Source organism: Intestinimonas butyriciproducens, from assembly GCF_016901775.1.
In the GTDB taxonomy this organism is placed as follows: domain Bacteria; phylum Bacillota; class Clostridia; order Oscillospirales; family Butyricicoccaceae; genus Pseudobutyricicoccus.
In genome coordinates this window covers 83,407-103,915 of sequence record NZ_JACJKW010000008.1, presented here as the reverse complement: position 1 = coordinate 103,915, position 20,509 = coordinate 83,407, and the positions used below count along the sequence as shown (strand labels likewise).

General features: G+C 55.8%; 21 protein-coding genes and 1 tRNA gene. 15 read left to right on the top strand and 7 right to left on the bottom strand.

Annotated features, from left to right (window positions below; translation table 11 throughout):
- Window positions 1–57 precede the first annotated feature (57 nt).
- The 5 genes from H6A25_RS05980 to H6A25_RS05960 all read left to right on the top strand — a co-directional run bounded on the left by H6A25_RS05980 (window position 58) and on the right by H6A25_RS05960 (window position 4,319).
- Window positions 58–345: a hypothetical protein gene (locus tag H6A25_RS05980; RefSeq protein WP_204751071.1), complete on the top strand. Its 288-nt coding sequence runs from the start codon at window positions 58–60 to the stop codon at window positions 343–345.
- Window positions 342–1,937 carry a serine hydrolase domain-containing protein gene (locus tag H6A25_RS05975; protein ID WP_204751070.1) on the top strand — a complete coding sequence of 532 codons (1,596 nt, stop codon included), beginning with the start codon at window positions 342–344 and terminating at the stop codon, window positions 1,935–1,937. The genes H6A25_RS05980 and H6A25_RS05975 overlap by 4 nt, the downstream gene beginning before the upstream one ends.
- 64 nt (window positions 1,938–2,001) lie before the next feature.
- On the top strand, window positions 2,002–2,520 hold the full coding sequence (locus tag H6A25_RS05970; RefSeq protein WP_204751069.1) for a YbaK/EbsC family protein: 519 nt from the start codon (window positions 2,002–2,004) through the stop codon (window positions 2,518–2,520).
- A 12-nt stretch (window positions 2,521–2,532) separates the two neighbouring features.
- Window positions 2,533–3,588, top strand: coding sequence for a M42 family metallopeptidase (locus H6A25_RS05965; protein WP_204751068.1), 1,056 nt, complete (start codon window positions 2,533–2,535; stop codon window positions 3,586–3,588).
- A 200-nt stretch (window positions 3,589–3,788) separates the two neighbouring features.
- On the top strand, window positions 3,789–4,319 hold the full coding sequence (locus H6A25_RS05960; protein ID WP_204751067.1) for a GrpB family protein: 531 nt from the start codon (window positions 3,789–3,791) through the stop codon (window positions 4,317–4,319).
- A 5-nt stretch (window positions 4,320–4,324) separates the two neighbouring features.
- Here the strand turns inward: H6A25_RS05960 and H6A25_RS05955 are convergent, their stop codons facing one another.
- Both H6A25_RS05955 and H6A25_RS05950 read right to left on the bottom strand, forming a co-directional pair.
- A complete protein-coding gene (locus H6A25_RS05955) occupies window positions 4,325–4,807 on the bottom strand; it encodes a hypothetical protein (RefSeq protein ID WP_204751066.1) in 483 nt (160 codons plus the stop codon).
- Between the two features lie 120 nt (window positions 4,808–4,927).
- Window positions 4,928–5,003: transfer RNA gene (locus H6A25_RS05950), tRNA-Arg, on the bottom strand.
- A gap of 125 nt (window positions 5,004–5,128) precedes the next feature.
- Here H6A25_RS05950 and H6A25_RS05945 point away from each other — a divergent pair.
- The 4 genes from H6A25_RS05945 (at window position 5,129) to H6A25_RS05930 (ending at window position 9,122) form a co-directional block, all read left to right on the top strand.
- Window positions 5,129–5,455 carry a thioredoxin family protein gene (locus H6A25_RS05945; protein WP_204751065.1) on the top strand — a complete coding sequence of 109 codons (327 nt, stop codon included), beginning with the start codon at window positions 5,129–5,131 and terminating at the stop codon, window positions 5,453–5,455.
- Window positions 5,456–5,476: 21 nt separating this feature from the next.
- Window positions 5,477–6,217, top strand: a complete 741-nt coding sequence (locus H6A25_RS05940; protein ID WP_204751064.1) for a hypothetical protein — start codon at window positions 5,477–5,479, stop codon at window positions 6,215–6,217.
- 7 nt (window positions 6,218–6,224) lie between these two features.
- Complete coding sequence (locus H6A25_RS05935; RefSeq protein ID WP_118425845.1) at window positions 6,225–6,782, top strand: Fe-S-containing hydro-lyase; 558 nt, start codon at window positions 6,225–6,227, stop codon at window positions 6,780–6,782.
- A 243-nt stretch (window positions 6,783–7,025) separates the two neighbouring features.
- Window positions 7,026–9,122, top strand: coding sequence for a glutamine synthetase III (locus H6A25_RS05930; protein WP_204751063.1), 2,097 nt, complete (start codon window positions 7,026–7,028; stop codon window positions 9,120–9,122).
- A gap of 85 nt (window positions 9,123–9,207) precedes the next feature.
- On the opposite strand, the gene H6A25_RS05925 is transcribed toward H6A25_RS05930, so the two are convergent.
- The 4 genes from H6A25_RS05925 to H6A25_RS05910 form a co-directional block, all read right to left on the bottom strand.
- Complete coding sequence (locus H6A25_RS05925) at window positions 9,208–11,019, bottom strand: ABC transporter ATP-binding protein (protein ID WP_243423260.1); 1,812 nt, start codon at window positions 11,017–11,019, stop codon at window positions 9,208–9,210.
- Complete coding sequence (locus H6A25_RS05920; protein ID WP_204751062.1) at window positions 11,012–12,727, bottom strand: ABC transporter ATP-binding protein; 1,716 nt, start codon at window positions 12,725–12,727, stop codon at window positions 11,012–11,014. The genes H6A25_RS05925 and H6A25_RS05920 overlap by 8 nt, the downstream gene beginning before the upstream one ends.
- Before the next feature lie 105 nt (window positions 12,728–12,832).
- Window positions 12,833–13,693 (bottom strand): EamA family transporter, encoded by an 861-nt coding sequence (locus H6A25_RS05915; protein WP_204751061.1) that lies wholly within the window; start codon window positions 13,691–13,693, stop codon window positions 12,833–12,835.
- 39 nt (window positions 13,694–13,732) lie between these two features.
- Window positions 13,733–14,197 carry a MarR family winged helix-turn-helix transcriptional regulator gene (locus tag H6A25_RS05910; protein WP_204751060.1) on the bottom strand — a complete coding sequence of 155 codons (465 nt, stop codon included), beginning with the start codon at window positions 14,195–14,197 and terminating at the stop codon, window positions 13,733–13,735.
- Between the two features lie 189 nt (window positions 14,198–14,386).
- Here H6A25_RS05910 and H6A25_RS05905 point away from each other — a divergent pair, with 189 nt between their 5' ends.
- Genes H6A25_RS05905 through H6A25_RS05895 form a run of 3 tightly spaced genes read left to right on the top strand, consistent with a single transcriptional unit; the run spans window position 14,387 to window position 17,013 of the window.
- Window positions 14,387–15,004: a flavodoxin family protein gene (locus H6A25_RS05905; protein WP_204751059.1), complete on the top strand. Its 618-nt coding sequence runs from the start codon at window positions 14,387–14,389 to the stop codon at window positions 15,002–15,004.
- 22 nt (window positions 15,005–15,026) lie between these two features.
- Window positions 15,027–15,833 (top strand): SagB/ThcOx family dehydrogenase, encoded by an 807-nt coding sequence (locus H6A25_RS05900; protein ID WP_204751058.1) that lies wholly within the window; start codon window positions 15,027–15,029, stop codon window positions 15,831–15,833.
- Window positions 15,826–17,013, top strand: a complete 1,188-nt coding sequence (locus tag H6A25_RS05895) for a M20 family metallo-hydrolase (protein WP_204751057.1) — start codon at window positions 15,826–15,828, stop codon at window positions 17,011–17,013. Before H6A25_RS05900 ends, H6A25_RS05895 begins: the two co-directional genes overlap by 8 nt.
- Before the next feature lie 60 nt (window positions 17,014–17,073).
- Here H6A25_RS05895 and H6A25_RS05890 read toward each other — a convergent pair whose 3' ends face one another.
- Window positions 17,074–18,201 carry an FtsW/RodA/SpoVE family cell cycle protein gene (locus H6A25_RS05890; protein WP_204751056.1) on the bottom strand — a complete coding sequence of 376 codons (1,128 nt, stop codon included), beginning with the start codon at window positions 18,199–18,201 and terminating at the stop codon, window positions 17,074–17,076.
- Window positions 18,202–18,471: 270 nt separating this feature from the next.
- Between H6A25_RS05890 and H6A25_RS05885 the strand changes: the two genes are divergently transcribed.
- Genes H6A25_RS05885 through tsaB form a run of 3 tightly spaced genes read left to right on the top strand, consistent with a single transcriptional unit; the run spans window position 18,472 to window position 20,497 of the window.
- Complete coding sequence (locus tag H6A25_RS05885) at window positions 18,472–19,362, top strand: acetamidase/formamidase family protein (protein WP_204751055.1); 891 nt, start codon at window positions 18,472–18,474, stop codon at window positions 19,360–19,362.
- The gene (tsaE, locus tag H6A25_RS05880) at window positions 19,359–19,817 is read left to right on the top strand and encodes a tRNA (adenosine(37)-N6)-threonylcarbamoyltransferase complex ATPase subunit type 1 TsaE (RefSeq protein ID WP_204751054.1); all 459 of its coding nucleotides are present in this window, start codon (window positions 19,359–19,361) and stop codon (window positions 19,815–19,817) included. The genes H6A25_RS05885 and tsaE overlap by 4 nt, the downstream gene beginning before the upstream one ends.
- Window positions 19,811–20,497, top strand: coding sequence for a tRNA (adenosine(37)-N6)-threonylcarbamoyltransferase complex dimerization subunit type 1 TsaB (gene tsaB, locus H6A25_RS05875; protein WP_204751053.1), 687 nt, complete (start codon window positions 19,811–19,813; stop codon window positions 20,495–20,497). The genes tsaE and tsaB overlap by 7 nt, the downstream gene beginning before the upstream one ends.
- The last annotated feature ends 12 nt before the right edge of the window (window positions 20,498–20,509 follow it).

The following is a 20,509-nucleotide window of genomic DNA, read 5'->3' as shown; positions in this document are numbered from 1 at the left end:
GGTACCCTTGATTTGTTGCTTTTGCTACTATTATAACGAAAAGAGAGGAAATTGGGAATGAGTATTTTTGAAGCATTGATGCTGGCCTGCTTTGGGGCGGCCTGGCCCATGAACATCGCCAAATCCCTGCGCACCAAATCCACCAAGGGGAAGAGCCTGGCGTTCCTCATGGTCGTTGAAATCGGCTATGTGGCCGGCATCACCCACAAGATCCTGTACAGCCAGGATATCGTCATGCTGCTGTATATCATCAACTTCCTGATGGTAGGCACCGATATGACACTGTATTTCATCTACCGCAGCCGGGAGAAGAAAGAGGAAAAAGCGAAGGAGCTGAAAAAATGAGTCTGTGCCTTACAATGCAGCAGGAAAAAGAGATCGATTCCATTTTCCATCGCTGGCAAAAGGGTTTGTGTCCCGGCGGGCAGGTGCTGGTGCGCCGGAAGGGAGAAGTGATCTACGATAAATCCTTCGGCTATGCCAATCTGGAGCACAAAATTCCGGTGGGAGAAAACACGGTATTTCATGTGGCTTCGGTTTCCAAGCAGGTGACAGTGCTCAGTCTGCTGCTTTTGGCCGAAGAAGGAAAGGTGCGTCTCACCGACGACATCCGGGACTATGCTCCGGAATTGATCCTGTTCCGTGAGCCTGTGACCTTGTATGATCTGGTGCACAACATTTCCGGTATCCGGGATCAGTGGGAGCTTCTGATGATCCGTGGTGTGCGCATTGACGATACCATCACCATGGAAGATCTGAAACGGATGATCTCCATGCAGACCATCCTGAATTTTGAGCCCGGCAGCCAGTACATGTACAGCAATTCCAATTTCACTCTCATTGCCCATGTGGTGGAAAAGGTCTCCGGTATGAGCCTTGGGGAGTTTGCCGCTCAGCGGATCTTCGCTCCTTTGGGCATGGACCATACCTGCATCAAAACAGCTTATTCCCAGGTGATCCCAGGGCGGGCCTATTCCTATGATGACGATGGAGAGGGGACATTTACCTATCATCCCATCAATTACTCCGCTTATGGGGCCACATCCCTTCACACCACCGTCCATGATTTGATGAAACTGCTGGAAAACTACAAAAACCCCACCATCTGTCGGAAAGAAACGGTGGAAAAAATGATGGAACGGCCGATGCTGCCCGATGGCAGCCGGAGCATTTACGGCGGCGGACTGATGCTGGGAGAATACGAGGGCCATCCCTTCCTGGAGCATGGGGGTGTGGATGCCGCCTATCGGGCCCATACCATCCGTTTTTATGAACCGGAAGACGATCTGGATATCGCCATTGTCAGCAACACCCAGAACACCATTCCCGGCGTAGCGGCCCGGCAGATTGCCCGGGTGGTGCTGGGGCTGGGAAGGGAAACGCCTCAGCATGCCCAGTGTCTTCAGAAGCAGGCGCCTCAGCAGGAAGAGACCGGGGTCTATTGGGCAGAAGAGCCCAGCCTGGCCTGCTTTACCATTTGTCGGGACAAAGAAGGTCAGCTGCGCCTGGGAGGGGAGAACGGCACGACCCTCCACCATGTGGAGGGCAACTGTTACCGCATCGGTTATCTGGAGGATGTGATCTATTTGGGAGCGGAAAAGGCGGCCTGCCAGATGGGAGCCAATCTGTATCCCCTGGTAAAGGTGGATACATCTTCCCAGGATACCGACTTTTTGCTGGAATATGAGGGCACTTATCAAAGCGACGAAGTGGACACCCGGTATTTCATCACCGAAGAGGCAGGTTTTCTGTATGCTTCCCATACCCGTCACGGCAGGGGCCGGTTGTACCCTCTGGGGCGGGACCGGTATGGAGTGCAGATCGGCGGCCTCACTTTGCGCCTGACCTTCACCAGAGGTTCCGGTAATCGGGTCACCGGCCTTGTGATGGACGGGGGACGAGTGCAGCATTTGGGGTTCACACGGGAAGAAATGTAAAAAATTGCGGGCAGAAAAGCGGGGGAACATGCCCCGCTTTTGCCCTGAACAGGAGGAAAGGCCAGTGGAGAGAAGTTCGCCTCAGGCGATTTACGATTTGCTGAAGGAATGGGGCATTGATTTTAAAAGCATGGCTCATCCGGAAGCGGCCACCATGGAGGATTGCAAAGCCATCGGGGAAAAGCTGGGAGCGCCTTTTTGCAAAAATCTGTTTCTGGCCAACCGGCAGCAAACGGAATTTTTCCTGCTGCTCATCGGGGAAGATAAGAAGTTCCGCACGGCAGAGGTTTCCAAAAAAATCGGCCGTTCCCGCTTGAGCTTTGGCAACGAAGAGAAGCTGTATCAGGCTCTGGGTGTGCGTCCCGGCTCCATTTCACCCATGGGGCTGGTGTTTGATGAAGACCATGAGATCCATCTGATCGTGGATGAGGATGTGGCTGCACTGCCCGCCTTCTGTGTCCATCCCTGCCTCAACACCGAAAGTCTGGTCATCTCTCAGGAAGGGTTCCAGGAATATCTGAAGCACACCGGCCATATCCCCCAGTACATCCAGATCACCGGGGAAGTGCCGGAGAAAGAGTAGGAGGAAGGAAGGATGAAAGAGCTGCTGCGGGAACTGGTGTCCTTGCCGGGCACCTGCGGTTTTGAAGAAGATGTGGCCCAATACCTTTACCGCCGGGTGGCGCCTCTGGCCGATGAAGCCTATGTGGATGGGTTGGGAAATCTCATCGTGATGAAGCAGGGGGGACAGGAAGGCCCCACCCTGATGCTGTCGGCCCATATGGATGAAGTGGGCTTTATGGTGCGGAAGATCGAGAAAAACGGCCTGCTGCGTTTTGAAAAACTGGGCGGTCACGATGACCGGGTACTGCCTTCGGAGCATGTGCTGGTGCATGGGGCCAAGGGGGCCTGCCATGGAATCATCGGCACGATTTCCTGCCATATGCGCCGCTTTGACGATGAAAAGCTGGTGCGGCATTATCGTCAGCTTTATATCGATGTAGGGGCCAGAGATGACGCCGGAGTGGGGGAAATGGGCATTTCGGAGGGGGACGGCATCACCTGGGCCACACCTCTTCAGGACTTCGGACAGAACCGGGCCCTGGGCCATGGGTTTGACGACCGGGCCGGCTGTGCTCTTTTGGTGAAAGCTCTGGAAGAGACCGATTTCTCCCAGGTCCACGGCAAGGTGTATTTCGTCTTTTCCTCCCAGGAAGAAGTGGGATTGCGGGGCGCTCGGGTAGCTTCCCAGCAGATCGCCGCCGATGTGGCTCTGGCGGTGGATACCACCCCGGCCAGCGATACGCCGGAAAGCGTCAATGACGGCACCATTCTGTTGGGCGGCGGTCCGGGGATCAAGGCCATGGACGGCAGTTTGGTGGCCAACGCCAAAGTGCGCCGCCGTCTCCAGGAGCTGTGCGCCAAGTTGAACATTCCCTGTCAGATTGAGGTGTTCCCGGGCATTGGCACCGATGCCGGAGAGATGCACAAGGAAAAGGCCGGTGTGCCTACCGGTGCGATCTCCATTCCTTCCCGGTATGCCCATTGCCCCCACGAGGTCATCGATTGGGGAGACATGGATCAGTGCCTGAAGCTGCTTCAGGCTTTCATCCTGTCCCTGCGGGAGCCGGGCGAATTTTGGAGTCTGTAATCTGTAAATCGAAAAGGCGGCTAAAAAGCCGCCTTTTCGAGTTTTTGCAAGGAGCCGCATGCACGCCTTTGGCCCGCACTGGCCCCTTGAGAAGTGCAAAAAGCCGCGCACAGGTCGCGGCTTTTTGCGGATTGATGAAAGGGAGGGAAAATGGTCTTTTTTCGTTGTACAGGTTTCTCAGCAGCCTGAAAGGAGTAGAAATGGAAGGAGTCAGACGAAACCAGGTATGCCTTATGCCCCATCAAGGGACATGGGATGAAGAATATAAGCAGGTGCAGCGAAAAATCCTAGAAGTCTGGGGAGAAAATGTGCTGGATATCCAGCATGTGGGCAGCACAGCCATCCCCTCCATCTGGGCCAAGCCCATTTTGGATGTGGCGGTGCGCCTGGGATCCATGGAAAGCATGAACAGAGACGAACTGGAGAAGCTGGGCTATGATTACCGGGGCCCTCAGCATGGAAAAGAAACCTATCATCTTTTTGTGCTGCGGGGAGCGGGGGAGCTGTCGCTGCATCACATCCACTGCTACGACAAAAGAGATGATGAATTTTTCCAGCTGGTAGGGTTTCGGGATTATCTCCGGGCTCATGGGGAGAAGGCAGCAGAATATGAAGCGCTGAAAAAATCTTTGGCCACACAATATCCCCTGGATCGGGTGGCCTATACAGAAGGAAAAAGGGCTTTTATCCAGGGAATCTATGAAATCCGAAAGCAAGAAAAAGGTGTTTGATGGAATTATTGTCCATTTGTGGCTCCATGAAAGCCGTCGAGCAGCTCGTAGGTGGCGGTGCAGCCGGAAGAGCGGAGGGTGGAAGAACTGATTTTCATATAGTATGTTTTCCCCGGCTGAAGGTCGGTAAAGAGCACTCCGTCGTCCACCGGAGAAACGGTGTAGGTTGATACTGCTTTGCCTTTGCCGGGGGCGCCCTGATACAGCTGCACATTGTAGTTTTCAGCGCCGGGGGCGCTGGCCAGGGCAAAGGCGGCGCCGGTACTCCGGGCGGTGAAGGGGGCGCAGAGACTGCCGTTGGTGCCTGTTTCGTTGTTTTGGGCCAGATAGGCGGTGCCCACCTGGCCTCTTTCCTCCAGTTCTTCCCGTTGGGAGGAGGAGAGAGCGTGAATGGTTACCGGAAAGGCTGCGGCCATGGCGGAGGTTAGAGTGGCGCTGAGGCACAGAGCGCCTGCCAGGGGAATGAGGATCTTTTTGGGATTTTTCATGAAAACAGCTCCTTTCAAAATGGGAACGCCTTGGGGCGTGTCCCTTATTGGATGGAGCAAAGGGGCAAATTGCTGCTGGTTTTAAAAAAAAAAGACACGACCAGAAGTCGTGTCTTTTTCTGGCGCGCCTGAGACGATTCGAACGTCCAACCAACGGCGTCGGAGGCCGCTACTCTATCCATTGAGCCACAGGCGCATATCTTGTTTCAGCTCATTTAGTATAGCACAGCTTGAGAAAAATGTAAAGGATTATTTGAAGAATTTATTATTTCTTTTTTTGACAGAACTATGATATAATATATCAGAAAAGGGGTGGAGCCGATGCGGCACGAGCTGGAAAGGCTGGAACAAGCCGATTACAAAGAAAAACTCCAGGGCAAAGCAAAACCTCAAATGATCTTTTTCACAGCGGAGTGGTCGGAGCCCTGCCGGCAGATGCAGGGGCTGGTGGAAGAACTGGCCGATGCCCATTACGCTCAGGCAGATTTTTACCAGGTGGATCTGGATGAACAGCCGCTGATTGCCGGGGATTTCCATATCGCCGGTGTTCCTGCTCTGGTCATCTGCCGGGAAGGGAAGGAAGACGAGCGGATCGTGGGTCTGCGGGCCTATCCCGACTTGGAAAAGGTCGTTGTCAAATATCTGTAAATCGAACCGGGGGAGCAAAAGATGGGCGTGCTATTCAAAACGGCCTTGGTCGGCGGCTTTCAGAAAGAGGAAGTCATCGAATACATTGAAAAGCTGAAAAACGATTGGGCCGAGGAAGAGCGCCGTCTGCAGGAAGAACTCCGGCAGATTCGGGAAGAAGAAAAGCGGACTTATGGGCAGCTGGAAGAAAAGAAGGACGAAAACCAGCGTCTGGAGGAAGAGCTGGCCCGGGCCAGGGAGCAGATCAGCGCCCTGGAAGAAGAGAAGGACCAGGCCTGTCAGCAGGCGGAACAGGCCCGGCAGAGGGCGGAGACCCTGCGCCGGGAATATGGCGAGCTGAAGGAATATATCGCCGACATTGAGATTTCTGCATACAAGCGGGCCAGGGAAGTGCAGGAGGAAGCCAGCCGCCATGCCCAGGAAGTGACCCAGACCATCAAGGACGCCGGCGCTGTGATGACACCTGTGGCGGAAGAAGCCCGGGAAAAGGTGGTCATGGCCGAGGAAGCCTTCAGCGGTTTCAAGACCCGTATTGCTTCCATCACCGGTGAGATCGACGAGTTGGTCCGGGCTATGAATGAGATTGAGCAGCGCTCCCGCCATACTCTTTCGGCCCCGCCGCCGGCAATGCCGAAGGCCCCTGTGCAGACCCGGTCTGCTGCTGCGAAAAAAAGCGACTCCCAGTCTCAGCCTGCAGGCACGAGACTGCGTTCCATACAAGAGATTCTGGACAGAGTCAAAAATATTGGAGAAAAGATGTAGGTGCATTATGAAAGAATGGAATCTGAACACTTCGGAACTGCGCGCCCATGCCAAAGAGATCAAAGTGGGCGACATGGTAAACCTGACGGGCACGATCTATACGGCTAGAGACGCCGCTCATAAGCGCCTGTTCGCTTTGCTGGATGAGGGGAAGGAATTGCCCTTTGACATCAAGGATGCTGTGATCTATTATGCCGGTCCCACTCAGGCCAAGCCTGGTGAGGTCATCGGCTCCATCGGGCCCACCACTTCCGGCCGGATGGATCCCTTTGCCCCCCGTCTGCTGGATCTGGGACTGGTGGCTATGATCGGTAAGGGTGGCCGTGCTCAGCCTGTGGTGGATGCCATCATCCGCAACGGCGGGGTGTATTTCTGCGCCATCGGCGGCGCAGGCGCTGCCATTTCCGGCTGCATCAAAAAGGTAGAAGTGCTGGCTTTTGAAGAGCTGGGCTGCGAATCCCTCAAGCGTCTGACCATTGAAAATATGCCGGTGGTGTGCACCATCGACAGCGAGGGCGGCAACCAGTTTGTCACTGGCCGTGCCGAATATGAAGTAAAGGACTAAATAAGTTTTTCAGCCCGTGGTCCTCTGGATCACGGGTTTTCTTTTTGGTGAAAATGAATCTTTTAAAATCATTTTTGAAATATAATCATAATTTATTTCAAAATAAACAGATAAAATGAAACAAATAAAATTTTGAAAATCATTTTATCATTTCCTATTGCAAAACAAAAAAGAAAGAGGTAAGATACACTCAGAAAGGAAGGGGACGCCCTCCACATAAAATCAGGATGATGAGGTGAAAAAATGGATCGTTTTGATCTTTCTCAGCTTTACGGAGAAAACGTGTTCAACGATGAATCCATGCGCAAGTATCTGCCGACCAACATCTATAAGCAGCTGCGGGCCACCATCGACCAAAACAAGCCTTTGGACCCGGCCATTGCCGACAGCGTGGCCAACGGGATGAGGCTGTGGGCCCTGGAGAAGGGGGCGACCCACTATACTCACTGGTTCCAGCCTATGACCGGCTTCACCGCCGAAAAGCACGATTCTTTCCTCAATCCGCTGTCCGATGGCAGTGTGCTCATGACATTCTCCGGCAAGGAGCTGATCCGGGGCGAAAGCGATGCTTCCAGCTTCCCCTCCGGCGGTCTGCGGGCTACCTTTGAAGCCAGGGGCTATACCGCCTGGGACTGCACCTCTCCCGCCTTTGTCAAGGACAACACCCTGTATGTGCCCACCTGTTTCTGCTCCTTCACAGGAGAAGTGCTGGACAGAAAAACCCCTTTGCTCCGCTCCATGGAGGTACTCTCCAATCAGGCGGTGCGGGTGCTTCATCTGCTGGGCAAAACCGATGTGGAACGGGTGATGGCCATGGCCGGCGCCGAGCAGGAATATTTCCTGGTGGATAAGGCCCTGTTCGATCAGCGCCTGGACCTGATGTTCTGCAACCGTACCCTGTTCGGTGCCCGTTCGCCCAAGGGCCAGGAGATGGATGGCCATTACTATGGCAACATCAAAGAACGGGTTATGGACTTTATGCGGGAGCTGGACGAGGAACTGTGGCGTCTGGGCGTGCCCGCCAAAACCGAGCACAACGAAGTGGCTCCGGCCCAGCACGAGCTGGCTGCCGTCTATACCACCGCCAACATTGCCTGCGACAACAACCAGCTGATCATGGAGACCATGAAAAAGGTGGCTCTGCGGAAAAACCTGGTGTGCCTGCTTCATGAAAAGCCCTTTGCCGGGGTCAATGGCAGCGGTAAGCACAACAACTGGTCCCTGAATATCTACAACGGCCCCAGCCTGCTGGATCCGGGCAAGACCCCGGCGGACAACGCCCAGTTCCTGCTGTTCCTCTGCGCCGTCATCTGGGCCGTGGATGAGTACGCCGAGGTGCTGCGCACTTCGGTCACCTGCCCTGGCAACGATCACCGTCTGGGCGGACACGAAGCGCCGCCTCCCATCATCTCCATTTTCCTGGGCGATGCCCTCACCGACATTCTGGAAGAGGTGGAGACCGGCCGTCCTTCCCAGTTCCGCCAGGGCGGCAACATTGAAATCGGCGTCACCACCATTCCCTGGCTGCCTCAGGATACTTCCGACCGCAACCGCACCTCTCCCTTTGCCTTCACCGGCAAAAAGTTTGAGTTCCGTATGCTGGGTTCTTCCATGTCCATCGCCGGCTGCAATTATGCGCTGAATACAGCGGTGGCCGAGATCCTCAGCCGCATTGCCGACCGGCTGGAAAAGGCGGAGGACAAAAATGCCTGCGTGCGGGAACTGATCCGGGAGATCTACCGGGATCACAAACGGGTGGTCTTCAACGGCAACAATTACAGCCGGGAATGGGCCGAAGAGGCCAAGGAGCGGGGCCTGCCCTGCGCCACAAACGATGTGGACGCCGCCCGCGGCCTGGTGATTTCCAAGTCGGTAGAGCTGTTTGAAAAGCACGGCATCTTCCGCCGGAAGGAAGCCGAAGCCCGCTATGAGATCCGTTTGGAAAATTACATCAAGACCATCTCTCTGGAAGCCAATACCATGCTGGATATGACCCGCCGCCAGATCATCCCGGCGGTGATCAAATACACCAAATTCCTGGCCGACAGCGTCAATGCCATCAAGGAAACCGGCCTGACGGTGGATATGACCATGGAATCCAGTGCGCTGAAGGATGTGTCCGCTGCCGGCGCCCAGATGAAGGCTGCCGTGAGCAAGCTGGAAAAGGCTGTGGAAAAGGCATCCCAGGAAGAAGGCGCCCTGGCCAAGGCAGAGGCCTACCGGGATAAAGTCCGCGTGGCTATGGATTCTCTGCGGGAAGTGGCCGATAAACTGGAGCTTCTGGTGGACAAGGAATACTGGCCGTTCCCCACCTATTCCGATCTGCTGTTCCGCATCTGATTGTGCTGTCAATTCAATCCCCCCTGGCATGATACAAAAGCCCCGCGGCGTATGCCGCGGGGCTTTGTGCGTTTGCGATAGATGTTTATTTGAACTGGGCCTCATAAAGCTCCCGGTAAAACCCTCGTTTCTTCATCAGTTCTTCGTGGGTTCCGCTTTCCACCACATTGCCGTCCCGCACCACCAGAATGAGATCGGCACCCCGGATAGTTGACAGCCGATGAGCGACCACAAAACAGGTCTTGTTCTCCATCAGGCGGCGCATGGCCTCCTGGATCTGCATTTCCGTGCGGGTGTCCACATTGGAGGTGGCTTCGTCCAGGATCAGCATGTGGGAGTCCATCACCATGGCCCGGGCAATGGTCAGAAGCTGCTTCTGGCCTTTGGAGATATTGGTGCCATCGTCGGTGAGCAGGGTATCATAGCCCTGGGGCAGACGCTGGATATAGGAGTGGATTTTGGCGGCCTTGGCGGCCTCAATCACTTCTTCTCTGGTGATGCCCTGCTTGCCATAGGCGATGTTTTCATAGATGGTGCCGTAAAAGAGCCAGGTGTCCTGAAGCACCATGGAATAGGCCAGACGCAGACTTTTCCGCTGCAGGTCGTAGATGGAATGACCGTCCACCTTGATCTCGCCGCTGTCTTTGTCGTAAAAGCGCATGAGCAGGTTGATGAGGGTGGTTTTTCCTGCGCCGGTGGGGCCGACGATGGCGATCATGCTGCCAGGGGGAGCGTGAAGGGAAAGGTGATGAAGGATGGTTTTCCCTTCTTCATAGCCGAAGCTCACATCCTGAAGCTCCACATCTCCCTGAGGGTCGTGGAGGGGGAGAGCCTGGGGGGAATCGGCCTTTTCCGGCTCTTCATCCAGCAGACGGAATACCCGTTCTGCTGCGGCCAGAGCCGATTGCAGTTCGCCGATGATGTTGGCGATTTCATTGATGGGGCCGGAGAATTTCCGGGAATAGAGCACAAAGGAGGAAATATTGCCCACGCTCATTTTCCCCTGCATAAAAAGGATGGCGCCGAACACCGTGATCAGGGCCAGGGAGAGATTGTTGATGAAGTTGACGCTGGGGCCCACCCGGCTGCTGTAATATTCGGCGTTATAATAAGCGTTTACCGTCTCGTCATTCACCTGATCCAGTTTGCGGATGGTGTGTTCCTCCTGGCAATAGGATTGGAGGGTTTTCAGACCGGTGATGTTCTCTTCGGTGAAGCCGTTGAGCTGGCCAATCTTGAGGGAACGAAGCCGGAACAGGGGACGGGTGCGGGAGGTAATGAACCGGGTGATGCAGATGGACAGGGGTACAGTGATGAGGAACACCAGCACCAGCCGGGGAGAGATGGCGATCATCATTCCCAGGGAGCCGCCCACGGTGATAATGCTGGCCAGCACCTGCACCAGGTCGGTGGAAAGGGAAGAATTGATGGTGTCGGTGTCATAGGAGATGCGGCTGATGATGTCTCCGGCCTGGTGGGTGTCGAAATACCCCACCGGCAGGGAGGACAGCTTGCTGAAGATATCCGAGCGCATCTGATAGGTGACCTTCCGGCTGATGGTGATCATGATCATGGACAAAAGATAGGACAGAAGGGCAGAGGCCACATAGAACAGGGCCATAAAGAGGCAGTAGCGGAACACCAGAGGAAACCGGACAGCGCCGGCTTCCGAGCCGATGCTGTCCACGGCCAGGCCGGAAAGATAGGGGCCCATCAGTCCGAAATAGTTGGAGAGGACGGTGAGCGAAAGGGCCAGAATCACCCAGAAGCGGAAGCGCATCACATAGCGGCAAAGCCGCAGCAAAGTGGCCCGTTTCCGGCCGGGGGTCACTCTTTGATGAGCCGTACCTTGAGGGGCCGAGCCAAAGGAGGGAGGGGCATTTCCCATTTTAGGCATCTAAATCATCTCCCATCTGAATCCGGCTGATTTCCTGATAGACCGGACAGGTCTCCATCAGCTGCTGGTGGTTCCCATAGCCCAGCACAGCGCCTTCTTCCAGCACCAGGATATGGTCGGCATGGCGGATGGAGCTGATGCGCTGGGCAATGATGACCCATGTGGTGTTTTTGTAGTCTTTGGCGATGGCCTGGCGCAAAGCGGCGTCGGTTTTGTAGTCCAGAGCGCTGGAGGAATCGTCCAGGATCAGAATCTCCGGCCCTGCGGCCAGAGCACGGGCGATGAGCAGCCGCTGCCGCTGTCCGCCGCTGAGGTTGGCGCCCTTGATGGCCACTTCTCCCTGATAGCCACGGCCATTTTCGATGAATTCGGCGGCCTGGGCGGCCCGGGCGCCCTTTTCGATTTGATCCATGGAAAGATTCCGCCCCAGGCGGATGTTTTCCCCGATGGTGTCTTCAAACAAAGCATCGTTTTGGAACACCACGCCAAATTTCTGCCGCAGAGCGTGGAGGGAATAGCTGCGCACATCCCGTCCATCCACCAGAATACGGCCTTTGTCCGGGTCGTACAGGCGAAGCAGCAGGGAGACCAGAGTGGATTTGCCCGCGCCGGTGGGGCCGATGACACCCAAAGTCTCTCCCGGGCGCAGGGCAAAGGAAATGTGGGACAGGTTGTCTTCCTTCTTATTATAGGAGAAGGACACATCCTCAAAAACCACCCGGAAGCCGCTATCCCCTGCGGGGGCCTCTTCCATCTGAAGCAGATCCGGGGGAGTGTCCAGCACTTCTACGATCCGCTGGGCCGAGGCGCTGGCTTTGGAATACATGGTGATGACCCGGGTGATGGACATCATGGCGTTGAGGATGATGGTGAAGTAAGAGAGAAAGGCCACAATGGTGCCCACCTCTGAAGTGCCGGCGTTGACACGGAACGCGCCGGTGAGGATGACAAGCACCAGCCCTAGGTTCATGATCAGGTTGGAGGAAGGGTTGATCACGGCCATATTCCGGGCGGCCCGCTGTTCCCGCTCCATCATCTGGCGGTTGACCCCTTCAAAGTGTTCTTTTTCGTAATGTTCCTTGGACAGGGCCTTGATGACCCGGACACCGGCGATGTTTTCCCGCACCACCCGCACCAGCCGGTCGGCCGACTGCTGTACCTGGGTGAAAAGGCCGGTGCCCCGCCGGGAGATCAGAAAGACCAGCAGGCCCATGAAGGGAAGAAGGGACAACAGCACCAGTGTGAGCACCGGGTCCAGGGTGAGGGTGATGAGAATGCCGCCCAGAAGCAAAATAGGCGCCCGGAAGCCGATGCGTTGCATCATGCCGATGACCTGATGGATGTTGTAGGTATCCGAGGTCATGCGGGAGATGAGGGAGGGGATGGTAAAGCGGTCGATCTGTGCGCTGGAGAGCCGGGCAATACGGGCGAACAGATCGTGGCGGAGGCGTCGGGTGGTTTCTTTGGCCACCCGGGATGCCATGCGGTTGGCCAGGATGCTGGTACACCATCCGGCGATGGAAAACACCAGCATGGCCGCCCCCCACCGGAGCACCAGGGACAGGTCCTGCTGAGGGATCACCACATCGATCATGTGGGCCAGTACCCAGGGCAGGAGCAGGTCCATGATGGTGCCGGTGAACTTGAAGCTGAGCCCCAGGGCAATGCGGCCCGCCTGGGGCCGCAGATAGTGAAAGACGCGTCTCAAAGCGCATCCCCCCTTTTCAGATATGAAATTGTTTCTTATAATTTATTTTAATTCTGCGCAGAAAACTTGTCAATCGAAGGGTGTCTGCCGGGGTGCGGCCTTTTATCACAGCAGCATCACCAGGGTTCCGGCTGTGATCTGCGCCAGACCCCAGGCGGAGCGGGCCGTCAGCTTTTCCCCAAAGACCAGCCGGGAGAAGGCGATGGTGACCAGAATGCTCAGCTTGTCGATGGGAACCACTGCGCTGGCCGGACCCATCTGCAAGGCACGGTAATAACACATCCAGGATGCGCCGGTACAAAGACCGGAAATGCAGATGAATGCCAGTTCTTTTCCGGCAACCTTTTTCACAGCACCAGTTTTGCCAGTGACCACCACCATGACCCAGGCCATCACCAGCACCACAGCGGTGCGGATGGCAGTACCCAGGTTGGACTCCGCACCTGCGATGCCCACTTTGCCCAAAATGGAGGTGAGGCTGGCGAAAATGGCTGAACCCAAGGCATAAAGCAGCCAGCTTTTGCCCTGGGCCGGGGTGTTTCCTGCCGCTTTTTTCTCGATCATCAAAAAGGTGCCTGCGCCGATCAGCAGGGCGCCCATTCCTTGAAACAGCCCGATGGGCTCTCCCAGAAACAGAAAAGCCAGCAGGATGGTGAGCACCACGCTGGATTTGTCAATGGGAACCACCTTGTTCACATCTCCCAGCTGCAGCGCTTTGAAATAGCACAGCCAGGAGGCCCCGGTGCAAAGACCGGACAGAATCAGAAAACAGAGCGTTCTCCCGCCGATGGAGCCCATTTGATCCTGGGAACCCACGATGAACACCATGAGCCAGGAAAAGAGAAGCACTATAATGGTGCGGATGGCCGTGGCCACAGTGGAATCGGTTTTCCGAATGCCGCATTTGGCCAGGATCGAAGTAAGGCCTGCAAAAAAAGCAGAGCCAAAAGCAAAGATCGTCCACATAAAACTTTACCTCCCAAAGCCATTTTGGTTTTTTACAGATCAATCACGGGACGCCAAAAGACGCTCCATATGGGGAAAACCCGCTCGGCTTTCCTCTTTGCATTTTGTGTAGAGCACATCCAGCAAGCGGGCAAATTCCTGCTGCTCTTTTTCATCCAGAGAGGAAAGCAGCCATTCATAGAAGGTGGATTCAATATGGGCCTTGGAGTTTTTCAGGCTCTGAGACTGCTCTGTGGGATAAAGAAGCTGGCTGCGGCCATCTGCGGGATTCTTTTCCCGCCGCAGAAAGCCTTTGGATTCCAGGTTGGCCGTCTGCTTGGCCACGGCCCCTTTGTCTGCGCCCAGGATGCGGCAGATTTCCGATTGTGTGATGCCGGGATGCTTCCTTATCACATGGATCAGATCAAATTCCGCCGTTCCCACCCCGTCCACCTTCATGGTGCGGACGGTAAAGGTTCCCACCGCACGGGCAATTTTTGTGATTTTCCGCTGGGAGATGTCCATGGTATCGCCACCCATTCCAAAAAAAGATGTACTATCAACTAATTGGATGATAGTACATCTTCTTTTCTTTGTCAACCTGATGGCAGAGAGAACGAACCTGTTGGGAGGGCGTAGACAAAGGGCACCTCCTTGGGGTATGATAGGGGTATCAATGCGGATGAATTGCAGCAAGGAAAGGAGAAGGGGAAGATGATAGTATGCGCCATCAACGGCAGTCCGAAGCCGGAAGGGAACACGGCTTACGCCCTGTCTTTGGTGCTGGAGGAGCTGGAGAAAGAGGGAATTGAGACCCAGGTCATCCAGGTGGGCGGCAAAGCAATTTATGGTTGTACTGCCTGCGGCGGCTGTGCCCAGACCGGCCGGTGTATTTATGAAGATGGGCTTAACGAGCATGTAGATCTGCTGGAGCAGGCCGACGGCATTCTGGTGGGTACGCCAGTGTATTATGCCGGGATGAACGGCACGCTGAAGTGCTTTCTGGACCGGGCCTTTTACAGCCGGGGACGGAAGATGCGCCACAAGGTGGCGGCGGCCGTGGCCGCTGTGCGCCGCACCGGCGGTATGACCGCACTGGAGGACATCAACCGGTTTTTCACCATTTCTGAAATGCTGGTGGTTTCCTCCAACTACTGGAATGTGATCCACGGCTCCAAGCCGGGTGAAGCCCAGCAGGACTTGGAAGGCCAGCAGATCATGCGCCTTCTGGGAAAGAACATGGCCTGGATGCTGAAAATGCGTGACATGGCCGGACAGCAGGCGGGAGAGCCGGAAAAAGAGAAAAAGATCGGCATGAACTTTATCCGCTGAAAAAAGAAGGGAGAACACTGGAATGGACGAGAAAATGATTGCAGAAACCATCGCCAAGAATCGGGATTTTATGAAGAGCAACTTCGGCCATGTGGAATATGTGTCCGACCAGCAGAAACTGCTGCCTCAGCCGCCTCTGGTGAAAGCGGCCAAGAGTGAGGAGCGCATTCCTCTGACTATGGAGTTCGGGGAAGTGGTAAAAGAGCACGATTATGTGGCCCTGCTGCGGGATCGGGTGAGCAACCGGTTTTATGCCGAGGACCCCATGACCCTGGATCAGCTGGCCTTCCTGCTGTGGTCCACCCAAGGCGTGCGGGCCATCCGAGGCAAGAACTATGCCGCTTTGCGTCCGGTGCCCTCGGCGGGAGCCCGTCATGCTTTTGAAACCTATCTGCTGGTCAGCCGGGTGGAAGGGCTGAAAGAAGGGGTCTACCACTATCTGCCCATGGAGCACGCGTTGGAGCCCATCTCCCTGGAAGGGGATATGGCGGAAAAGGCCATCCATTGTGCCTGCGATCAGAAGTGGGCGGGCAAGGCCGCGGTGACCTTTGTCTATACGGCCGTAGCCTACCGGAGCGAGTGGCGGTATAACATCAATGCCCATCGGGTGATGCTCATCGACGCCGGTCATGTGGTGCAGAACCTGTATCTCAGCGCCCAGGCCATCGGCTGCGGCACCTGCGCCATCGCTGCGTTCCGCCAGGAAGACACCGACAAGCTGCTGCAGGTGGACGGCAAGGAGGAATTTGCCGTGTATATGGCGCCGGTGGGTGTGCGGGACGAAAGCAAAAATGAACAGAACACCAAGAAACTCTATGCCAATGTATAAAGAAGAAATTCACATTGATGCTTCCCGCTTGCGGGAGAGCCTGGAGGGGCTGGCCGATCTGGCCCGCAGCCCGGAGGGCATCTGCCGCCTGACCTTTACCCCGGCCTACGCCCACTCCTGCGATTATGTGCAGGAGAAGATGGAGCAGGCGGGAATGACCGTTCAGCGGGGAAAGCTGGGCAATGTGGTGGGGATCTATCCCGGAGAGACCGACCGGCGCATTGTGCTGGGCTCCCACATCGATTCGGTGCCGAATGGCGGGATGTTCGATGGCTGCCTGGGCGTGATGGGGGCCATTGAAGCGGTGCGGGCTCTCCATGAAAAGGGTCTCCGCCTGTGGCATACAGTGGAAGTGGTGGCCTTTGCCGAAGAGGAAGGCGCCACCATCAGCAGCCTGGTGGGCAGCCGGGCCTTCTGCGGCCTGCCCCTGGAGCCGCTGCAGCAGGAAAAGATCGCCCAGTTCGGGGTGACAAGCCAGGATGTGGAAGCCTGCCGGGAGACACATCCCATCGATTTCTCTCTGGAACTGCACATTGAGCAGGGCGGCGTGCTGGATACCCAGGGCATTTCCATCGGCGTGGTCACCGGCATTGTGTCCCAGAAGCTGTATGAGCTGGAGTTTTCCGGAAAAGCCAACCATGCAGGAACCACCCCCATGGATCTGCGGGACGATGCCTTGGTGAAGGCTGCCCGGCTGATCTCCCTTTGCGCTCCTGTGGCAAAGCTGGTCAGCGAGGACATGGTCATCACTGTGGGACGGCTGGAGGTATTCCCGGGGGCCACCAATGTGGTGCCGGAAAAAGTGCGTCTCAGCCTGGAGATCCGGGCCCGGGAGGATTGGATGGTGGACAAGGCCTATGAATGGCTGATGGAGCAGTGTGGGCAGGATGTTTCTTCCTTCCGGCTCCTTTGGCAGGAGCCGGCCCATCCCATGGATTCCGATGTGATGGATGCCATTTCGGAAGCGGCCAGGATGCTGGGGCTTTCCCATAAGCGGATGGTCAGCGGCGCCGGACACGATTCCATGACCTTGTCCCAGGTGACCCGGTCGGGCATGATCTTTGTGCCCAGTGTGGGCGGCCTGAGTCATTGCAAAGAGGAATACACCCGGTGGGAGGATTGCGCCGCCGGGGCGGATGTGCTGCTGCACACCCTATTCCGGCTGGACAATATGGAATGATAAAAAGAAAAGCCATTTCCGCAAAATGCGGAAATGGCTTTTTCTTTGTCTATGTTAAGATTACTCGTCGCTGCTTCGCAGCCAGGCCGGGCGCTGGCGGAGGACAAAGCCTGCCACAATGCCCAGAGAGAGGAACATGGTCACAAGAGAGGAACCGCCATAACTGAAGAAGGGGAGAGTCAGGCCGATCACCGGCATGACGCCCACACACATACCGATGTTGATGAGGATCTGAATGGTGAACATACTGGCCATGCCGGCACAGATCAGATAACTGAAGCGGTTGTCGCATTGGCTGGCGTTGTAAAACAGACGCAGCACCAGGGTGCCCAGCAGCACAATGACCACACAGCAGCCCACAAAGCCAAATTCCTCACCAATCACGGAGAAGATGGAGTCGGTGTATTTGGCAGGGAGGATGTTGTACTGGGTCTGCCGTCCCTGCATATAGCCGGAGCCGAGAAACTGCCCGGCCCCCAGGGCCAGGACGCTTTGATCGGTCTGGTAGTAGATGCTGGGATCGATGGCAGGATCGAAGAGCACCAGAATACGGTTCCTCTGGTAATCCCCCAAAAATCTCCATACCAGGGGAGAGACTGCCACAGCGCCCGCCGTGATGCCACCGATCCATTTCCAGCTCAGGCCGGAGGAAAACATCATAATGGCAAAGATGAACACATAGGCCACCGCCATGCCCAGGTCCTTGGAGGGGATGTAAACGGCAGCCACCGTCAGGAGAAAATGGAGGGTCAGCTGAACAATGGCTTTCACCGAATTGATCCGGTCTTTCAGCCGGTCGATGTGGCAGGCCAGTGTGCAGATGAAGATGATCTTTCCAAATTCCGCCGGTTGGATGCCGATGCCTCCGAAACGGATCCAGCTGCGGTTGCCGGTGTCGCCGGCGGTTCCCAGCACAAAAAGGGAAAGCTGGAAGAGAATGTTGAAGACAAAGAAAAACTTCCAGAACCGGGCGATGTTTTCCAGATCGATCAGGGAAGCCGCCACAAAGCAAAAGATGCCCAGCACCAGAGCGACGCTTTGCACAATGACATATTTGTTGGATTGATAGCTGAAAGTGGCGCTGTATATGGCCACCAGTCCCAGAAGGGAAGAGAGGATCGCCAGATTCAAAAGCAGCAGATCGGTGTGACGCAGATAGCTTTTGATGGCTTTGAATACTTTGACCATGGGACACAACCTTTCTTGTGTTCCTATTATTCTATCATCTGACGACGGATTATTCAATTCTTCCCCGGAAAGAAACGCCCCTTCCCGGGGGAGATTTATAAAAAGTTTACACCTGGGACAACATCGGGCTAAATGAGAAAAGGAACTATTTTTAACAATTTCACTTTCCATGCAGGCACGCGGATGGTATAATCATAAATAAGTACCAAAATACCGAATGGACAGCGCTTCCCGGGATGGGATCCGGGGGTGCGGATGGGAGTGAAAGATATGCAGACCCTCGTAAGAAATCTGGTGCATTATGCCTTTTCGCCGGATAATGCCCCCATGGCCTGGGCTCACAGTGGGGATACCGTCCTGTTTCAGTGCCAGGATTGCTATGCCGGCCAGCTCATTGAGGACGGCCAGCAGATGGAAAGCATGAATATGGCCCACAATAATCCCGCCACCGGTCCGCTTTATATCGAGGAAGCTGCTCCCGGGGATGTACTGCGGGTGGAGATTCTCTCCATCCAGATCGCAAAAGAAGGATCTATGTGCGCCCGGGAGGGAGCAGGGATCTATGAAATCACCGGCTGCCATTGCCGCCGTTTTCCGGTGGAAGGGGAGGAAATGGTTTTCGACCAGGACATCCGTGTGCCTCTGCGTCCCATGATCGGCGTCATCGGTGTGGCTCCGGCAGAGGGCAGCGTGCCCACCACCGTTCCCGGTGAGCACGGCGGCAATCTGGATATCCGGGACATGAATGAAGGGGCTGTTCTGTATCTGCCGGTGAATGTGCCGGGAGCTCTTTTGTCCATGGGCGACCTGCACGGCGTCCAGGGGGACGGGGAGACGGTGATCTGTGCGCTGGAAGTGCCGGGAGAAGTAACGGTGCGGGTCACTGTGCTGAAAGACCGGGCCGACATCCCCACTCCCTTCCTTGTGACAAAGGACCGGTATCTTACCACAGCGGCCGATCCTTCTCTGGATGTGTGCAGCGTGAAGGCCGCCCGGAAAATGCAGAAATTCCTCCAGGACCATGCCGGACTTTCCCTGGAACAGGCGGGTATGCTTTTGTCTCTGGCGGGAAACCTGCGCATCAGCCAGGTGGTCAATCCGGCCAAAGGCTGCATCATGGAGATGCCCCGAGGACTGGCCAAGGAGAGTTTTACACTATGATAGAAGAATTGCCATTGATCCCAATCGAAACAAAAGAGACCCATTCCCCGGAAGAAACGGAAAACCTGGGAACTTATGTGGGGGAAACCTATCCGGATGCCCAGGTGATCGCTCTTTTGGGCGAGCTGGGGGCGGGAAAGACCGCCTTTGTCCGCGGCCTGGCCCGGCAGCGGCAGACGGTGGATCCGGTTTCCAGCCCCACCTATGCCATTGTCAATGAATACCGGGGAAAGCACCCCATTTATCATTTTGATATGTATCGGATCACAGACAGCGACAGCCTGTATGATATCGGCTGGGAGGACTATCTTTCCTCTGGCGGCTTGTGCGTGGTGGAGTGGAGCGAAAACATTCTGGACGCCCTGCCGGACGGCACCTTGTTTGTCCGCATCGAAAAGACGGGAGAACAAAGCCGCCGTATCACTTTGCTGAAAAAGGAGGAGGAAAGATGCTGATCTTGGCTTTGGATACCACATCCCGGGTGGCTTCGGCTGCTTTGTGCCGGGATGGGGAGATCATCGGTTACGGGGAAAAAGATTCCCAGATGAACCACAGCCGCACCATTTTGCCGGTGGTGCAGCATTTGCTGGAACAAAACGGACTGGCCCTTTCGGGGGTGGATGTGTTTGCTGCCACCGTGGGTCCCGGCTCTTTTACCGGGGTGCGCATCGGCGTGGCCGCCATCAAAGGCTATGCCATGGCGCTGGGAAGGCCCTGTGCTGCCGTGTCCACTCTGGAGTCGGCCGCCTGGGCCGCCAAGGAGAAAGAAGGACTCCTTTGCGCCGGAGTACAGGCCCGACAGGATGAGTTCTTTTATGCATTTTTTGAAAACCACGGGGAAATCCGGCGAAGAACAGCCGATCAGGTGGGAAAGGCCCAGGAGATCCTCCGGCAGATGGAGAAAGAAACGGGCCCCCTTTGGGTCACCGGAGACGGCGGCGGGCTTTTGATGGAATATGCAGAAAAAGCCGGGCTTTCTCCCCTTTTGGCAGAGGGATGCCGGCAGAATGCCGCCGCCACAGCCCTTCGGGCCTTTCAGATGGCGGAGAGGGGAGAGTTGACCGACTGTCACCACCTGACTCCCAGTTATCTGCGGCTTTCCCAGGCCGAGCGGATGAAACTGCAAAACAAGTAAATTTTCACATAA

Bases quoted from the DNA above. Each gene is read 5' to 3' on its own strand.
- H6A25_RS05980 (WP_204751071.1), top strand. From the start codon at position 58: ATGAGTATTTTTGAAGCATTGATGCTGGCCTGCTTTGGGGCGGCCTGG.
- H6A25_RS05975 (WP_204751070.1), top strand. From the start codon at position 342: ATGAGTCTGTGCCTTACAATGCAGCAGGAAAAAGAGATCGATTCCATT.
- H6A25_RS05965 (WP_204751068.1), top strand. From the start codon at position 2,533: ATGAAAGAGCTGCTGCGGGAACTGGTGTCCTTGCCGGGCACCTGCGGT.
- H6A25_RS05960 (WP_204751067.1), top strand. From the start codon at position 3,789: ATGGAAGGAGTCAGACGAAACCAGGTATGCCTTATGCCCCATCAAGGG.
- H6A25_RS05955 (WP_204751066.1), bottom strand. From the start codon at position 4,807: ATGAAAAATCCCAAAAAGATCCTCATTCCCCTGGCAGGCGCTCTGTGC.
- H6A25_RS05945 (WP_204751065.1), top strand. From the start codon at position 5,129: ATGCGGCACGAGCTGGAAAGGCTGGAACAAGCCGATTACAAAGAAAAA.
- H6A25_RS05940 (WP_204751064.1), top strand. From the start codon at position 5,477: ATGGGCGTGCTATTCAAAACGGCCTTGGTCGGCGGCTTTCAGAAAGAG.
- H6A25_RS05935 (WP_118425845.1), top strand. From the start codon at position 6,225: ATGAAAGAATGGAATCTGAACACTTCGGAACTGCGCGCCCATGCCAAA.
- H6A25_RS05930 (WP_204751063.1), top strand. From the start codon at position 7,026: ATGGATCGTTTTGATCTTTCTCAGCTTTACGGAGAAAACGTGTTCAAC.
- H6A25_RS05925 (WP_243423260.1), bottom strand. From the start codon at position 11,019: ATGCCTAAAATGGGAAATGCCCCTCCCTCCTTTGGCTCGGCCCCTCAA.
- H6A25_RS05915 (WP_204751061.1), bottom strand. From the start codon at position 13,693: ATGTGGACGATCTTTGCTTTTGGCTCTGCTTTTTTTGCAGGCCTTACT.
- H6A25_RS05910 (WP_204751060.1), bottom strand. From the start codon at position 14,197: ATGGACATCTCCCAGCGGAAAATCACAAAAATTGCCCGTGCGGTGGGA.
- H6A25_RS05905 (WP_204751059.1), top strand. From the start codon at position 14,387: ATGATAGTATGCGCCATCAACGGCAGTCCGAAGCCGGAAGGGAACACG.
- H6A25_RS05900 (WP_204751058.1), top strand. From the start codon at position 15,027: ATGGACGAGAAAATGATTGCAGAAACCATCGCCAAGAATCGGGATTTT.
- H6A25_RS05895 (WP_204751057.1), top strand. From the start codon at position 15,826: ATGTATAAAGAAGAAATTCACATTGATGCTTCCCGCTTGCGGGAGAGC.
- H6A25_RS05890 (WP_204751056.1), bottom strand. From the start codon at position 18,201: ATGGTCAAAGTATTCAAAGCCATCAAAAGCTATCTGCGTCACACCGAT.
- H6A25_RS05885 (WP_204751055.1), top strand. From the start codon at position 18,472: ATGCAGACCCTCGTAAGAAATCTGGTGCATTATGCCTTTTCGCCGGAT.
- tsaE (WP_204751054.1), top strand. From the start codon at position 19,359: ATGATAGAAGAATTGCCATTGATCCCAATCGAAACAAAAGAGACCCAT.
- tsaB (WP_204751053.1), top strand. From the start codon at position 19,811: ATGCTGATCTTGGCTTTGGATACCACATCCCGGGTGGCTTCGGCTGCT.